Origin of the sequence: Actinacidiphila rubida, from assembly GCF_900110255.1 — a bacterium.
In the GTDB taxonomy this organism is placed as follows: domain Bacteria; phylum Actinomycetota; class Actinomycetes; order Streptomycetales; family Streptomycetaceae; genus Actinacidiphila; species Actinacidiphila rubida.
Map to the genome: position 1 here is coordinate 52,946 of NZ_FODD01000036.1, position 14,917 is coordinate 67,862.

The following is a 14,917-nucleotide window of genomic DNA, read 5'->3' on the forward strand; positions in this document are numbered from 1 at the left end:
TCAGCCCGCCATCGGGTGCGGGGGCGGCGTGACCGAGGCCATCGGCAGCCGGCCGACGAGCTGGGGCTTGGCGGCGGCGCCGCTGCCGGTGAGCTTCGCGGTGAACATCGGCTGCAGCAGCGCGTGGTCGGCGGCCCGGATCTGCTCGTCGCCCTTCGGCCCCTGGAACGACCAGCCCTCCAGCGCCTTCGCCATGGCCGTCGGGTCGGTCGCGCTGCCCGCCTCGATGGCGTGCACGATCATCTGCGCCGCGGTGAACCCGTCCGGGCTGAACAGGTCGGGGGTGCCGCCCGCCGCGGTGATGCCGTCCAGCATCGCCTTCTCGACGGGGGTGCCGGCCGCGCCGGGGAAGTAGTGCGCCAGGAACGACACCTTCGAACCGGCGGTCCCGAACAGCGGGTAGGAGGCGACGCCGGCCAGACCCGTGACGACCTTCGTCGACATCACGACGCCCTGCTGGTCGAGGGCCGTCCACAGGGCGGGTGCGCTGGCCCCGGCCCAGGCGACGAAGACCAGATCGGGCTTGTGCGCCTTCACCTGCCGGGCGAACGGCGTCAGGTCGCCGGCGCTCGGCGGCGCGAGCACCGAGTCCACCACGGCCCCCTGGCCGCCCAGCACCTGCTTCACCGCCGCCACGTTGGCCTGCCCGAACGCGGAGTTCTGGGCCAGCACCGTGACCTTCTTGCCCTTGGAGTCGCCGAGCAGCGTCCCCGCCGTGAGGATGTCCTGGTAGGACTGCCGGCCGGAGCGGAACGTGTAGGCGTTCACACCGGTCAGCGCGTCGGTCGCGGCCGGACCCGAGATGTAGAGCACCTTGTTCTGCGCGGCCAGCGGGGCCAGTTGGAGCGCGACGCCGGAGTCGGTGGTGCCCGCGATGATCCGGGTGCCCTTGCCGATCAGGGACTTGGTCTCGGCGACCGCCTTCGCCGGATCGCCCGCGTCGTCCTGCTCGGTGACGTCCACCTTGTGGCCGGCCACCTTGCCGGTGTCGTGCGTGGCGTACGCCAGGCCGGCGTGGAAGCCGTCGAGGTACTGCTTGCCGTAGGCCGCCAGCGGCCCGCTGCGCGAGTACACCAGGCCCACCTTCACCGGCGCGGTGGCGGTGCTGCCCGCGCCGTCCTGCGGGGCACTGCCGGCCTGGCCCGCCTTGCTGCACCCGGTCAGCAGCACGCCTGCGGCCAGCAGCGCGAGCACGGTGAGGGATCTGCTCCTGTGCGGAGCCGAGGGCCCCGAAGTGGTGGACGTGACGATGCGACGCATGGCGACCGGCTCCCGGAGAGGTGGATGGTTGGGTGAACCGTAGAAGCGCCCAGGTGAACCGGACATGTGGGCGGCACACGCTCTGCGCCGTGGCCCGGTGTCGGCGGGGACCATGGCGGGCGCCCGGAGCGCTCGGAAAGGGTGGCAGGACCGGGCGCCGTCGCCACCGACGGGCCCGCGGCACGGTCCCGGCGCCCAACGCGCGGACCGGCACCCTCACTTCGGACCCCTCGGGGAAGGCGGACGCATGGACAAGGTGGTGGCCTCGGCCGACCACGCGGTGGCGGACATCCCGGACGGCGCGACGCTCGCCGTCGGCGGCTTCGGGCTCTGCGGCATCCCCTCGACGCTGATCGCCGCCCTGGTCCGGTCGGGAACCGGCGGCCTGCGGGTGGTGTCCAACAACTGCGGTGTCGACGACTGGGGGCTGGGACTGCTGCTCGGCCTCGGCCGGATCACCCGCATGACCTCCTCGTACGTCGGCGAGAACAAGGAGTTCGCGCGCCGCTACCTGTCCGGCGAGCTGGAGGTGGAACTCACCCCGCAGGGCACCCTCGCCGAACGGCTGCGGGCCGGCGGCGCCGGCATCCCCGCGTTCTTCACCCCCGCGGGCGTCGGCACCCAGGTCGAGGAGGGCGGACTGCCCTGGCGGTACGCCCCCGACGGAACCGTCGCCCTGGCCTCACCACCCAAGGAGGTACGGGAGTTCGGCGGCGTCCGGTACCTGCTGGAGGAGGCCATCAGCACCGACTTCGCGCTCGTGCGGGCCGACGTCGCCGACCGGCACGGCAACTGCGCGTTCCACGCCGCGGCCCGCAACTTCAACCCGCTGTGCGCGGCCGCCGCCCGGACCACCGTCGTCGAGGCCGAACGCATTGTGGAACCGGGCGAGTTGCCGCCCGACGCGGTCCACCTGCCCGGCGTCTACGTGGACCGCGTGGTGGCCGCCGACCCGCAGGACAAGCGCATCGAACGCCGGACCGTCCGCCCCGCCGTCCGTGACACCGTGCCCGCCCGGGGCGCCCAGGAGGAGAAGTGACCGTGCCCCTCGACCGCGAGCAGCTCGCCGCCCGGGCCGCCCGCGAACTGCGTGACGGCGAGTACGTCAACCTCGGGATCGGCCTGCCGACCCTCATCCCCGACCACCTGCCGGCCGGCGTCCACGTCGTGCTGCACTCCGAGAACGGCATCCTCGGCACCGGTCCCTTTCCGGTCGCGGGGCACGAGCATCCCGACCTGATCAACGCGGGCAAGGAGACCGTGACCACGGCCCCCGGCGCCGCGTTCTTCGACTCGGCGCTGTCCTTCGGCATGGTCCGCGCCGGCCGGATCGACGTGTCGGTGCTCGGCGCCATGCAGGTGTCGGCACACGGCGACCTGGCCAACTGGATGATCCCCGGCAAGATGGTGAAGGGCATGGGCGGCGCCATGGACCTCGTGCACGGCGCGCGCCGGGTGGTCGTGGTGATGGAGCACACCGCCCGCGACGGCTCGCCGAAGATCGTCGATGAGCTCACGCTGCCCGCCACCGGCCGCCGGGTCGTCGACCGCGTCGTCACCGACCTCGCCGTCATCGACGTGACGCCGGACGGGCTGCGGCTGGCCGAACTGGCCCCGGGCGTCAGCGTGGAGCAGGTGCGCGCCGCCACCGGGACCGAACTGCTGGTGCCGCGGAACGCCGCGGCCTGAGCGGCGGCGGCCGCCGCGGGAGCAGGGCACCGGGCCCGGGCATCGCGGACGATCCGCGGGCCCGGGCCCGGGCCGCGGTCGGGGCTCACCGGGCCGTTGCGGCAGGGAGCTGCCGAGCCCTCGAACCGTCCGGACGCCGTGCCGTTCAGCCGTGCTCGGCGAGCGCGGCGCCCACCGCGTCCCGCACGTGGGCGGCGACGACCCGGGCGCCGGCATGGCCCAGCACCAGCGAGTAGTGGTTGGTGCCGGGGACGAAGTGCGGCGGCACGCCCTCGCCCGCCAAGCCGCTCGCGGCGATCACGTCGGGCGCGTACAGGCCCACCGGCTCGTCCTGCAGGCCGCGTTCGGCCCACAACAACCGTGCGGGCACCGTCAGTTCGTGGACGGCGGCGAACACCTCGGGGTTGCGCAGCTCGTCCTCCGCGTCCTCGCGGATGGCCTCGGCCCGGCAGGCGGACCGCAGTTCGGGCTCTTTCCCGGTCAGGTCGCGGTCGAGGTACGCGGCGACGTCCGGGCCGTGCAGCTCGGCGAACGCGGGATGCCGGGCCCAGAAGGCGTGATAGGCGGCACGGTCGGCGAACGTCATCTCCAGCTTGCTCATGGCCGGGCCGATCACCGCGTGCAGCACCGCGTCGATGTCCACGCCGTCCGGCACCGGGAAGCCCAGCCCGCCGTCGACCAGGACGAGTCCGGAGTAGCGCGCCGGATCACGGCGGGCCGCGACGCACGCGGCGAACCCGCCCATCGAGTGCCCGGCGAGCACCGCCCGCGCCACGCCGAAGTGGTCCAGCACCGCGCGCAGGTCGTCCGCGTGCAGGGCCATCGTGCTCGTGCCCGCCACGTCCCGGCTCAGGCCGCGCCCGCGCAGGTCGGGTGCGAGCACCTCGACGCCGTCCAGTTCCTCGGCGACGCGCGTCCAGGCCAGGCCGTTGGACGCGATGCCGTGCACGGCCAGCACCGTGCCCGCCCCGGGCCGCCCGGGCCAGCGCCGCACGGCGAGCCGCCCGCCCGCGACCTCCACGCCCGTGTCCTCGTACGCCCGCCGCGCCGCACGCCGGTCCGCGTCCGCCTCGTGCCCCGTGTGCTCCTGCTGCTGAGCCTGCCCGTCCATCCGCCGCTCCGCCTTTCCGCCGCCGCGGCCGTCCCGCGCGGCGCCAGCAGGATAGGCAGCCGGCGCGTCCCGTGTGAGGGGTGCGGCCCACACAGCACCGGGCCGCGGTGTGTGGCCCGGTGCTGTGCGGGCCGCGTTCCGCCCGGGGTCAACGGCCTTGCGAGGGTGGCGCGTCCGCGTCGCCGGGCGGACCGCCGCGGTCCGTGCTCCCCGGCTCGCCCGTTCGGCCGGGTGGAGTGGGCCCGGGCGCCGGGGCGAGCGGACGGCGCGGCAGGGCCCGCTCCCTCACCCCGTCGCCCCGCTGTCCCCGTTACCGCCCGCCGGCTCCACCCGGTAAAACCGGGCCTGCGGCGCGCGAGTCACCGTGTCCGTCAGCCGGCCGTCGGTGAAGAGGGCACCGACGCCGTCCTCCACCGCCCAGCCGGCCGGGAGCGCGCGGGTCGCCGCGGCCGCCCGGTAGGAGGAGCGACGCCCCGGCTCGCCGTCGGGGCGGTTCGACGGCGCTCCCGGTCGTCCGCTCCTCGCAGGGAGAAGCGACTCCGGCTCAGGCGTGGCCGGCGCCGAAGCCCGGGGTGGACCAGGTGGTGCCGTCGGGGCGGACGGCGAACGCCTCCGTGGCGGGGAGGCCGCGCAGCCAGCCGGGAGCCGACGCACCCCTCGCGTACGCCGCGGTGGCCAGCACGTCGGCGTCGGTCAGGCCGCGGCACACCACGGTCACCGAGGCGAAGACCGGCTCGACGGGGCGGTGGGTGCGCGGGTCGAGTATGTGCGCGCCGCGCTCGGCCGCCCCCGAGGTGGCGACCGCCAGCTCACCGTCGGCCTCCACCAGGGTGGCCAGTTCGCCGCGGCGCAGCGGGTCGGTGACGCCGATCCGCCACGGCCCGCCGTGCACCTGGACGTCGCCGCCGCCGTTGACGCAGACCGCCTCGGCGCCCGCCGAGCGCAGCATCGCGGCCGCCCGCTCCACTGCCCAGCCCTTGACCAGGCCGGTCGGGTCGAAGCCGCCCGCGAACTCGGCGTCGAACCAGCCGTCCGTGGTGCGGCGGGCCGCGTCGCACAGCCGGTGCACCTCCCACACCTCCGGCGAGCAGGCGGACAGCGCGAGCGTGCCCGCCGCCAGCCGGCTGATCTGGCTGCCCTGCCGGTACGTGGAGAAGACCTCGTCCACGTGCCGCAGGAACTCCACCGCGGCGTCCACCGCCGCACACACGCGCCGCGGGTCGCCGCCCCGGACGTCGAAGGAGAACACGGTGCCCATGGTGTGCTCGACCCGGCGCAGCCGCTGCTGCCCGGCCGCCGCGGACCCCGTCGCCTCGGCCGGCGCCGTGACGGCGGGGATCGCCACGGACGACGTCACCGCCTCCGCGGCCGGTCCGGACACCGGTTCCGGGGCGGCCGGCGGCGTGACCGGCAGGGAGGACGCCGCGGACGGGTCGCCGAAGCGGCGGGCGGCGCGGACGACGCGGATCTCCGCCATCTCAGGCCCCCGCCTTGTCGAGCGCGCTCTGCAGCGACTGCACGTAGCCGCCGCTCGTATACGTCGCCCCGGAGACGGAGTCGATGTGCGCGCTCTGCGCCGCGAGCGCCTCCTGTGTCAGCTGCGGCACCGCGAAGCCCGAGATCTCGGTGTCGCGCGGGTTGTCCTGCGGCAGCTGGATCGCCGTCACCGCGGTGATCTTGCCGCCGGTCAGGGTGATCCGCAGCTGCACCGGTCCGTAGCGGGTCTGCACCGCGTCGCCGTCCACCGTCCGCGTCGTTGGGGACTTCGCGGGTGCCGGCGACTTCGGAGACGCCGACGGCTGCGACGGTTTCGCCGGCGACGTGCTCCCGCCACCGGATCCGGTGGACGGGGACGGCGACGGGGTTCCCGGTTCGGCGGGCGCCGACGTCGGTCCGGACGACGGGGTCGATCCCGCGTCCACCGACAGCGCGCCCGCCGTCGTGTGCGGCTTGAGGGAGAGCAGGAGCAGGCCGCCGGCCGCCGTGGAGACGGTGGTCAGCACGATGCGCCGCAGCGGGCGGGAGGGAAGTGCGCTCATGGGTCAGGCCCTCACAGCTCGAAGGACTCGTGGTGGATGCGGCCGGCCGGCACTCCGGCCTCGCGCAGCGCGGCGTAGGACGCGCGCATCAGCCCGGGCGGGCCGCACAGGTACACGTCGTGCTGGGCGATGTCCGGCAGCGCCGCCGTGAGCCCGCGCGCGGTGAGCACCGGCCGCCGGCCGTCCGGCGTGTTGAGCGCGAACTGCAGCCGGGCCCCGCGGGCGGCCGCGATCGCCTCCAGCTCGCTCCGGAGCGCCAGGTCCTCCGCCGACCGCGCGCGGTAGATCAGCGTCAGGTCGCCGGGACGCGCCGGCAGCGACTCGAACAGCGCCCGCAGCGGTGTCACGCCGACCCCGCCCGCCAGCAGCAGCACCTTCTGCCGGGTGCGGCGGTCCGCGGTGAGCGCGCCGTACGGCCCCTCCGCCCAGATCCGGGTGCCGGGCCGCAGCCGGGCCAGCGCCGCGCTGTGCCGGCCGACCTCCTTCACCGTGATCCGCAGCAGGTCCGGGCGGGGCGCCGCCGACAGCGAGTACGGGCTCGCCGTCCACCACAGGCCCGGCGTCAGGAACCGCCAGCGCAGGAACTGGCCGGGCCGCGCCGCGAGATCCGGCAGCCGCTCGCCGCGCACCACCACCGACACCACGTCCGGCGCCTCGCGCACCACCGCGTGCACGCGCAGCCGGTGCCGCGTGTTCTGCCGCAGCGGGACCAGCAGCCGGTACCAGAGCACCGCGGCGGCCGCCCCCAGGTAGAGCACGTACCAGAACACCCGCGCCGGGGCGTTGCCCGCGAAGTCGGCGCCCAGCGCGAGCTGGTGCCAGAAGGCCAGGAAGATCGCCGCGTAGGTGAGCAGGTGCAGGTAGTACCAGGTCTCGTACGAGACCTTGCGGCGCACCGCGCCGACCGAGACCGCGCCCACGAGGAGCAGCAGCAGCCCGCCGATCGTGCCCTTGATCATCTCGGGATACGTGAGGGCGACCGTCCAGGCCTCGCTGACCACCCCGGAGTGCGCCTGCACGGCGTAGCCCCACAGGATCAGCGTGATGTGCGCCACCAGCAGGCACACCGTGTAGCGGCCCGCCATCGCGTGCCAGCGGGCGACCCGGTCGCTGCCGACCCCCTGCTCCAGCGCGGGGATCCGGGCCATCAGCACGACCAGCAGCGCGCAGCAGTAGCCGGCCAGCAGGCCCGCGATCCGGCCCGCGCCGATGAGCCAGTCGGCCGGACCCACCACGGACCCGGTGTCGTGCCACCACAGCCCGACCACGGCCGCCGCCCCCAGCCAGCCCAGGGCCAGCACCACGGGGGCGGGTGACCGCCGGGCGGGCTTGGCGGAAGCGACCGCGTGGCGCGCGGGACGCGGGGGAGAGGTGGTGCTCATAGGCGGGTTCCTTCCAGGTGGTTCGCCGACCACTGTGCGGGGGAAACCTCTGAGCCGGCTCTGAAAGTGCCACGTGAGGGCATATTCACAGCGGATCCAGAGAGACCCGCGGGGCTGACCGCCAGCCCGGTCGTGGATGCTGGAAGCACCATGAACAGCACCGCCCACCCCCTCAGCCACCCCGACGGCACCCCGGTCCGGGTGCTCGTCGTCGACGACGAACCCGACCTCGCCGAGGTGCTGGCCGGTGTCCTCGGCTACGAGGGCTGGCAGGTCCGCACGGCCGGCGACGTCGCCGGCGCGGTCGCGGAGGCGCGCACGTTCCGGCCGGACGCGGTGGTGCTGGACGTGATGCTGCCCGACGGCGACGGGCTCGCCGTGCTCCGCGAGCTGCGGGCCGAGCAGCCGGACGTGTGCGTGCTGTTCCTCACGGCCCGCGACTCCGTCGAGGACCGCATCGCCGGCATCACGGCGGGCGGCGACGACTACGTCACCAAGCCGTTCAGCCTGGAGGAGGTGCTGGCCCGGCTGCGCGGACTGCTGCGCAGGGCCGGCATGACCAGGGCCCGCGACGACGCCGCCGTGCTCACCGTCGGTGACCTGGTGATGGACGAGGACGCGCGCGAGGTGACCCGCGGCGGCGAGGCGGTCGACCTGTCGCCCACCGAGTTCGAGCTGCTGCGCTACCTCATGCGCAACCCGAGGCGGGTGCTCAGCAAGGGGCAGATCCTCGACCGCGTGTGGTCGTACGACTTCGGCGGCCAGGCCCACATCGTCGAGCTCTACATCTCCTACCTGCGGCGCAAGATCGACGCCGGGCGGGAACCCATGATCCACACCGTGCGCGGCGCGGGCTACGTGCTGAAGGCGGCACCTTGGTGACCCGGACCACCCCCGGGCGGCTGCTCCGGGCGGTCCCGCGCGACCTGGTGCCGCGGACGCTGCGCGCCAGGCTCACCTGCGGCCTCGTGGTGCTGCTGGCGATCAGCTGCGCCGCGGTGGGCATCGCGGCCGTGCTGGGACTGCGCGCGTTCCTCACCGAGCGCCTCGACCAGCAGCTCGCCGAGGCCGGCGGCCGGTTCCCGGCGAGCCTGGAGCATGCGAGCAAGAGCCCGGGAACGCCCAGGGAACCCGACGCCGACAACCAGCACGTCGACACCCGCCGCCAGGCGCCCGGCACCTTCGGCGCGCGGCTCCTGCACGGCCAGGTCACGTCGGCGGCCGTCGTCCGCTCCGGCGCCGACACCTCCGTCGACCTGGCCCCGTCCGACCTCAGGGCGATCGCCTCGGTCCCGGTCGACGGGCACTGCCACGCCCTGGACCTCTCCGCGCTCGGCGACTACCGGGTCAGCGCCATCGCGGGCGACGACGGGGACGTGCTCGTCACCGGCATGCCCATGAGCAGCGTCGAGGACGCCGCCAGCCGGCTCGTCGCCATCGAGGCCGCGGTGTTCGGCGGCGCGCTCGTCGTCGCCGGCGCGGCCGGCGCCTTCTGGGTCCGCTGGTCGCTGCGGCCGCTGAGCCGGGTGGCCACCACCGCCGCGTCCGTCACCGCGCTCCCGCTGGACAGCGGCGAGGTGGTCCTGCCCGACCGGGTGCCCGCCGCCGACACCGACCCGCGCACGGAGGTCGGCCGGGTCGGCGCGGCGCTCAACCGCATGCTCGGCCACGTGGAGGGCGCGCTCGCCAAGCGGCAGGCCGGAGAGGAGCGGCTGCGCCGGTTCGCCGCCGACGCCAGCCACGAGCTGCGCACACCCGTCGCGACGATCCGCGGGCACGCCGAACTCGCGCTGCGGCACCCCGAGCCCGTCCCGGCCGGCGTCACCAGGGCGCTCGACCGGATCGCCGCCGAGTCCGCGCGGATGTCCGGCATGGTCGACGACCTGCTGCTGCTCGCCCGGCTCGACGCCGGACGCCCCCTCGCTCGCGAGACCGTCGACCTGACCCGGCTCGTCCTGGACGCGGTGGACGACGCGCGGGCCGCGGGCCCCGGGCACCGCTGGAACCTCGACCTGCCCGAGGAGCCCGTCGCGATCACCGGCGACGCGCACCGGCTGCACCAGATCGCCGCCAACCTCCTGGCCAACGCGCGCGCCCACACCCCCGCCGGCACCCGCGTCACCGTCCAGCTCCGGCAGACCCCCGACGCGACGGAACTCGCCGTCGTCGACAACGGCCCCGGCATCCCCGAGGCGCTGCGCGACACCGTCTTCGAGCGGTTCACCCGCGCCCCGCAGCCACGCTCCGGCCACGGGTCGGGCCTCGGGCTGTCCATCGTCAGCGCGGTCGCCGCGGCGCACGGGGGCACCGCGCACGTCACCAGCCGCCCCGGGGAGACGACGTTCCGCGTCGTCCTGCCCGCCGATCCGCCGGCGGAGGACGCTGCGGGCCGGCCGTGACGGCCGCGGCGCTCACACAGCGGCGGCGCGGAGGATGCTGCGCACGGCCCCCTCGGGATCGGTCACCGCGGTGTCGACCACGAGGTGGCCGCGGTCCCAGGGCTCGTAGGCCCGGCCCGTGATCTCCTCCCAGGTGGGCAGCGGCAGCCCCGGGACGTCGACGATGCGCTCCACCGCCCGCCGCCGGTGCTCGGCCGCGTCGGAGCACACGACCTCCACCTCCAGCAGGCGCGCCCCGGCGCGCAGCGCGACGTCACGCCACGCGTCACGGGTGACGGCCAGCGGGTTCACGGACTCCGCGATCACCGTGAGTCCCTGCCCCAGATGCTCCTCCGCCAGCGCGTACCCCACCGCGTACCCGACCGGCCCCACCGGATGGTCCGCCAGCCCCGACCGGACCACCGCCTGCTCGATCGTGTCGACCCGCAGATGCACACCCCCCGTCTTCCGCGCCACACCCCTGGCCAACGTCGTCTTCCCGGTGGCGGGCAACCCGCCGAGACTGATCAGCACACCCGCCATCCTCCCCCGCACCACTGACATCGGTCCGCCCGCGAGCCAGGTGCGGCCGCCGCGGGGGTGTCCGGGCACGCGCGGCCTCGGCCGCCCCGCGGTCCGCGGTTCCTGTCCTGGCCGGCGGCCGGACGGGGCGGCCGGTCCCGAAAGGTGACGGCGTCGCTCAGGCAACTGCCGTGCGACGGCGGGTGGTTCGGGGTGCGCAGCGAGCGCGTCCGCACCGGGTCGCCGGACACGGTCGATCCGGTGCGGACCGGGCCGGCGCGTGCGTGGTCGCCGCGTCCGGGCCCGGCGGCCGCCGGAGCCCGTGCCGGGCGGCGTGCGGCCCCCGCCGCCCGGTGGCCGGGCGGGGGTGGCTCGGCGGTCGGGCGGCGGCAGTGTTTCGGCAAGGGCGGGACAGTGCCCGGTGGTTGGCGGCTCGACGTGGGCGAGCGGACGCGCGGTGAGGACGAGAGCGGGGGACGCCGGGCGGGGCCGGTGGCGTGGGAGCGGGTGCCGTCCGGCCGCCGGGTGCGGTGCTATTCCAGCAAGCGGCGGGCGATGCCCGCTGGTTCGCGGCCGGCGATGAGCCAGCCTGTGGCGAGGGCGAGGAGGGGAACGCCGGGAATGGCGGTGGTGAGGGGCAGGTAGGGGACGTGGCGGAGGAGCCCGAGGTCGCGGGCGTAGGCGGGGACGAGGACGGCGTAGGCGCCGGCGGCGCCGAGGAGGGTGCCGGCCAGGGCCAGCGCGCCCGCGGTCGCCGCGGTGAGGGCCCGGCGGGCGCCGGAGCCCGCGCCCGTCGCCGTGAGGGTCCGCAGGTCGTCCGCCGACTCCGCGCGGATCGTGCCGACGGTCATCGCGAGCACGCCCAGTGCGAGCGCCGCGCCGGCCGCGACCGACGCCCAGCGCAGGGTGCCCAGACCGGCTTGCGCGGCCCGGGTCTCGCTCACCAGGCCGGCGGTGGCGGCCATGTCGCGGGCCGCGGACCGCTGAGCGTCCGTCAGGTCGTGCGGCGCGGAGATGTACCAGCCGGTGACGGCGGTCCGCCAGCGGTGCGCGGCCACCGCCTCGGGAGTGAGGAAGTTGGCCGGCTCGGAGGTGTAGGCGGACGCGCCCGCGACATGCACCGTGCGGATCGGGACCTGACGGCTCGCCGAGCCCAGCAGGTCGAGGGCGAGCCGCGCGGGCTGGCGGGTGACGAGGGCCGCGCCGGCCGCCGAGGCCGGGTCGAGGCCGAAGGCGTGGACCGTCGCGGGCGTGGCCACCCACAGCCCGGACGACCCGGACCAGGAGTTCGATCCGGTGCGATGCCCGGCGTCGACGACGAGCCGGCCGGTTTTCCCGTCGACGCCGGCCATGGGCCGAACGTCGGGGTCGTACGCCATGGTCAGGGGGACGGCCGTAGCGCCGAGCCGGGCCGCGTACGCGTCGACGGCGGACTGCTGCCTGGCCATGTCCGCCGCGGACAGCAACGGCACCACGGACGGGTCCCGGCTCGTCCGCAGCAGCACCTCGTGTGCGGACAGGTTGCCGCTCGCGGGGGTGCTCTGGTTCACGCCGGCGAGCACGCTGATCGCGACCGGCAGGCCGATGGCCAGGGTGATGGCGGCCAGTGCCGCACCCGATCGGGCCTGATGGCGTCCCAGGTCGCGCAGCACCAGCCGGGTCGTGAACGGCATCCGGCCCGCGGTGGCCGCGAGCGCCCGCACGACGAGCGGGCTGAACAGCAGGACGCCGCCGACCACGCCGACGATCCCCAGGGACACCAGCAGGCCGTTCGTCCGGTGCGACGCGACCAGGCTCACCACGCCGCCCGCGAGCAGGACCACGGCCGCGGCCACGGACTGGCGGGCCCTCACCGGTGCGGGCGGGCGGGCCGACAGCGCCTGCACCGCCGGCACCCTGGCCACGGCCCGGGCGGGCCACCACGCGGCCGCGGTGGGGCTGAGCACCGCCACCACGAGGAGCACGGCGAGGAACAGCCACGGCACGTCCAGCCGGTCGATGCGGTGCCCGGCCGGCCGTTCGAGCAGCGGGGCCACCGGCACCCATGCCGCCGCGCCGAGGACGGCACCGGCCGCGGTGCCCACCAGCCCGGTCAGCAGGCCGTGGCCGACCAGCACCAGCCGCAGCTGGCGGTCCGTCGCGCCCATCGCCCCCAGCATGCCGATCTGCCGCAGCCGCCGCTGGGCGACGACCGCGAAGCCGGCCGTCGCCACCAGCGCCACCAGCAGCAGGGCGACGGTCGCGACGGCGAGGATGAACGCGTCGTTGGCGTTCCGGTCGAGGCTCTGCCGGTACTGGATCGACAACGAGGCGTCGCCGCCCGGGCGGAAGGTCTGGACGGTCGGGCGCGGTGCGTCGGTCAGCACGTCGACGGTGGTGGCGGGTTGACCGGCCACGAGGGTGGCGGCGGTGCCGGCCGGCACCGCCAGCGCGAACGTGTCGTCCAGCTTGGCGGGGTTCTCCACCAGGCCCACCACCGTCAGCTCGTGGCCGCCGAGGGTGACCGGGCCGCCGAGCCGGGCGTGGAACTCCCGTGCGGCGGAGGGGGTCAGCGCGATCTCGGTCGCGGAACCCGCCGCGGGGTAGCGCCCGTCGAGCAGCCTCAGCCGCGGGGAGCCGATCCGGCCGTGCGGATCCTGGCCGCGCACGTCCAGCGTGGCGACGGACCCCGGCACGGGCACGGACCGGTGCGTGATGATCTGGTCCGGCGCCAAGCCGGTGGCGGCGGCGCCGAGTTGCGAGCCGAGCCGGGCGGGGTCACTGCCGCCGGTCATGTGGAGCACGGCCCGGGCCGATCCGAACGTCCCGTCGGCGGTGGCGTTGTACGCGTGCGTGGCCGACAGGCCGCACACGGCCGCGCCGACCGTGCAGGCCACCAGTGTCAGCAGCAGCACCTGCCGCCGCCACTCGCGTCGCAGCATCCGCCACGACCAGCGCACCACCGCGTGGCGGGCGGGCAGTCCCCCGTGCCGCCCGCGGCCTTCGAGTACCAGTCCCGCGGCGGCCATCAGTGCACCCGCCGATCGTCCGGGACCGTCCCGCAGCGGGCGGGCCGTGCCGTCGCCGGGCCGGTGCCCGGCACGTTGCGCAGGGGGCGTGTTCCGCGCCTGGTCATCGTGCCTCCCTACCGGTGGCGCCGGGCAGCAGCGACTCGGGACCGGGCGGCGGCGGGGTGCTGTCCACGACGCGGCCGTCGCGGACGAAGACCACGCGGTCGGCCCAGGAGGCGAGTTGCGCGTCGTGCGTGACGAGCACCGCCGCCGCGCCGGACCGGCAGGCGGACCGGATCAGCCGCATCACGCCCTCGCCGCTGTGCGAGTCGAGGGCGCCGGTCGGCTCGTCGGCGAGCAGCAGGCGCCGTTCGCCCACCAGCGCCCGGGCCAGTGCGATGCGCTGCCGCTGGCCGCCGGAGAGCTCGTCGGGGAACGCGTCGGCGCGGTCCGCGAGGCCCAGGTCCTCCAGGGCCTTGAGGCCCGCGGCCCGGGCCTGCCGGGTCCGCACGCCGTCCAGCTCCAGCGGCATGGTGATGTTCTCGACCGCCGTGAGCCCGGCCAGCAGGTTGAAGTCCTGGAAGACGTAGCCGATGTGGCGGCGGCGCAGCCGGGCGCGGTCGTTGCGGCGGAGTCCGGACAGCGGCGTGCCCTCGATGAGCACGTCGCCCGTCGTGGGCTCCTCCAGGCTGCCCGCGATCGTCAGCAGGGTGGACTTGCCCGAGCCGCTGGGACCCATGACCGCCACCAACTCGCCCGCGGAGACGGTCAGGTCGACGTCGGTGAGCGCGTGGACCGCGGCCGCGCCCTCGCCGTAGGTCCTGGAGACGCCCCGCAGTTCCAGGGGCGGCACGCCGGTCACCGCTCCGCCCGCCCGAACGCAGCCGGCGCAGCCGACCCGGAACGGTCGTCCGGCGATGCGCTGCCGCCGGTCGTGCCGGCCCCGGCGGCCGGGGCGGGCGGCACGTGGTCGCGCAGCCGGGCCTGGGCCACGTCCAGCCAGCGCACCAGCGACTCCAGGCGGAACAGCTGGGCGTCCGCCACGAGGAGCAGCGACACGTCGTCCCCGGCGTGCTCCTTGAGACGGGTGTACTGCTGCATCTGCATGATCGTGTGACGGCGGTGCGCCTGCAGCAGTTCGGGCACGTCGACCTCCGGCAGCCGCAGCGCGACCAGCACCTTGATCAGCAGTTCGTCGCGGGGCGGCGCGTCGGTGCCGGGCGGGGTGTGCAGCCATGCGGTGAGTTCGGCACCGCCCGCGGTCGTGATGCGGTAGCGGCGCTGCGGGCCGGGCTGGGCCGCGTCGCCGGGATCGGACTCGGCGAGGCCGTCGCGCTCCAGGCGCTGCACGGTGGAGTACACCTGGCCGACGTTCAGCGGCCAGACCTCGCCGGTTCTCGCCTCGAACTCCTGGCGGAGCTGTAGGCCGTACTTCGGGCCCTCGCTCAGCAGGGCCAGCAGGGCGTGGCGCACGCTCATGGGAACCTCCCCGGTTTATGTATACCGGGTACAATACTCGGTATACATAAACCGGGAACCCCTGAAC

Annotated in this window: 13 protein-coding genes and 1 pseudogene; 4 read left to right on the top strand and 10 right to left on the bottom strand. The window is 75.7% G+C overall.

Annotation, left to right across the window (positions count from 1 at the left end; genetic code table 11):
• A complete protein-coding gene (locus tag BMW99_RS29755) occupies positions 1-1,260 on the bottom strand; it encodes a substrate-binding domain-containing protein (protein ID WP_079138296.1) in 1,260 nt (419 codons plus the stop codon).
• A gap of 247 nt (positions 1,261-1,507) precedes the next feature.
• Between BMW99_RS29755 and BMW99_RS29760 the strand changes: the two genes are divergently transcribed.
• Positions 1,508-2,299 carry a CoA transferase subunit A gene (locus tag BMW99_RS29760; RefSeq protein WP_069462843.1) on the top strand — a complete coding sequence of 264 codons (792 nt, stop codon included), beginning with the start codon at positions 1,508-1,510 and terminating at the stop codon, positions 2,297-2,299.
• A 2-nt stretch (positions 2,300-2,301) separates the two neighbouring features.
• Complete coding sequence (locus BMW99_RS29765; RefSeq protein ID WP_069462847.1) at positions 2,302-2,949, top strand: 3-oxoacid CoA-transferase subunit B; 648 nt, start codon at positions 2,302-2,304, stop codon at positions 2,947-2,949.
• A 145-nt stretch (positions 2,950-3,094) separates the two neighbouring features.
• Here BMW99_RS29765 and BMW99_RS29770 read toward each other — a convergent pair whose 3' ends face one another.
• From BMW99_RS29770 to BMW99_RS29790, 5 genes and pseudogenes are all read right to left on the bottom strand, one after another.
• Positions 3,095-4,060, bottom strand: a complete 966-nt coding sequence (locus BMW99_RS29770; RefSeq protein ID WP_079176227.1) for an alpha/beta fold hydrolase — start codon at positions 4,058-4,060, stop codon at positions 3,095-3,097.
• Between the two features lie 285 nt (positions 4,061-4,345).
• Positions 4,346-4,546: pseudogene (locus BMW99_RS42325) on the bottom strand (peptidase E); the annotation flags it as partial.
• Between the two features lie 58 nt (positions 4,547-4,604).
• Positions 4,605-5,318 (bottom strand): FAD:protein FMN transferase, encoded by a 714-nt coding sequence (locus BMW99_RS29780; RefSeq protein ID WP_069467575.1) that lies wholly within the window; start codon positions 5,316-5,318, stop codon positions 4,605-4,607.
• A 220-nt stretch (positions 5,319-5,538) separates the two neighbouring features.
• Positions 5,539-6,099, bottom strand: a complete 561-nt coding sequence (locus tag BMW99_RS29785; protein ID WP_069467573.1) for an FMN-binding protein — start codon at positions 6,097-6,099, stop codon at positions 5,539-5,541.
• An 11-nt stretch (positions 6,100-6,110) separates the two neighbouring features.
• Positions 6,111-7,481 (bottom strand): ferredoxin reductase family protein, encoded by a 1,371-nt coding sequence (locus BMW99_RS29790; protein WP_075017898.1) that lies wholly within the window; start codon positions 7,479-7,481, stop codon positions 6,111-6,113.
• Between the two features lie 150 nt (positions 7,482-7,631).
• Between BMW99_RS29790 and BMW99_RS29795 the strand changes: the two genes are divergently transcribed.
• Both BMW99_RS29795 and BMW99_RS29800 read left to right on the top strand, forming a co-directional pair.
• Entirely contained in the window at positions 7,632-8,363 is a 732-nt protein-coding gene (locus BMW99_RS29795; RefSeq protein WP_075017899.1) for a response regulator transcription factor, read from the top strand.
• Positions 8,360-9,880 carry a sensor histidine kinase gene (locus BMW99_RS29800; protein ID WP_245791680.1) on the top strand — a complete coding sequence of 507 codons (1,521 nt, stop codon included), beginning with the start codon at positions 8,360-8,362 and terminating at the stop codon, positions 9,878-9,880. The genes BMW99_RS29795 and BMW99_RS29800 overlap by 4 nt, the downstream gene beginning before the upstream one ends.
• Before the next feature lie 12 nt (positions 9,881-9,892).
• Here the strand turns inward: BMW99_RS29800 and BMW99_RS29805 are convergent, their stop codons facing one another.
• The 4 genes from BMW99_RS29805 to BMW99_RS29820 all read right to left on the bottom strand — a co-directional run bounded on the left by BMW99_RS29805 (position 9,893) and on the right by BMW99_RS29820 (position 14,850).
• Positions 9,893-10,393 (bottom strand): AAA family ATPase, encoded by a 501-nt coding sequence (locus BMW99_RS29805; protein ID WP_075017900.1) that lies wholly within the window; start codon positions 10,391-10,393, stop codon positions 9,893-9,895.
• A gap of 521 nt (positions 10,394-10,914) precedes the next feature.
• The gene (locus tag BMW99_RS29810) at positions 10,915-13,389 is read right to left on the bottom strand and encodes an FtsX-like permease family protein (RefSeq protein WP_075017901.1); all 2,475 of its coding nucleotides are present in this window, start codon (positions 13,387-13,389) and stop codon (positions 10,915-10,917) included.
• Between the two features lie 103 nt (positions 13,390-13,492).
• Positions 13,493-14,233, bottom strand: coding sequence for an ABC transporter ATP-binding protein (locus BMW99_RS29815; protein ID WP_069464817.1), 741 nt, complete (start codon positions 14,231-14,233; stop codon positions 13,493-13,495).
• Positions 14,230-14,850 (bottom strand): PadR family transcriptional regulator, encoded by a 621-nt coding sequence (locus BMW99_RS29820; RefSeq protein WP_069464816.1) that lies wholly within the window; start codon positions 14,848-14,850, stop codon positions 14,230-14,232. The genes BMW99_RS29815 and BMW99_RS29820 overlap by 4 nt, the downstream gene beginning before the upstream one ends.
• Positions 14,851-14,917: the final 67 nt, after the last annotated feature.

What these genes read in the sequence shown, in the direction of transcription:
- BMW99_RS29755 (WP_079138296.1), bottom strand. Translation starts at nt 1,260, where the DNA reads ATGCGTCGCATCGTCACGTCCACCACTTCGGGGCCCTCGGCTCCGCAC.
- BMW99_RS29760 (WP_069462843.1), top strand. Translation starts at nt 1,508, where the DNA reads ATGGACAAGGTGGTGGCCTCGGCCGACCACGCGGTGGCGGACATCCCG.
- BMW99_RS29820 (WP_069464816.1), bottom strand. Translation starts at nt 14,850, where the DNA reads ATGAGCGTGCGCCACGCCCTGCTGGCCCTGCTGAGCGAGGGCCCGAAG.
- BMW99_RS29770 (WP_079176227.1), bottom strand. Translation starts at nt 4,060, where the DNA reads ATGGACGGGCAGGCTCAGCAGCAGGAGCACACGGGGCACGAGGCGGAC.
- BMW99_RS29780 (WP_069467575.1), bottom strand. Translation starts at nt 5,318, where the DNA reads ATGGGCACCGTGTTCTCCTTCGACGTCCGGGGCGGCGACCCGCGGCGC.
- BMW99_RS29785 (WP_069467573.1), bottom strand. Translation starts at nt 6,099, where the DNA reads ATGAGCGCACTTCCCTCCCGCCCGCTGCGGCGCATCGTGCTGACCACC.
- BMW99_RS29790 (WP_075017898.1), bottom strand. Translation starts at nt 7,481, where the DNA reads ATGAGCACCACCTCTCCCCCGCGTCCCGCGCGCCACGCGGTCGCTTCC.
- BMW99_RS29810 (WP_075017901.1), bottom strand. Translation starts at nt 13,389, where the DNA reads ATGGCCGCCGCGGGACTGGTACTCGAAGGCCGCGGGCGGCACGGGGGA.
- BMW99_RS29795 (WP_075017899.1), top strand. Translation starts at nt 7,632, where the DNA reads ATGAACAGCACCGCCCACCCCCTCAGCCACCCCGACGGCACCCCGGTC.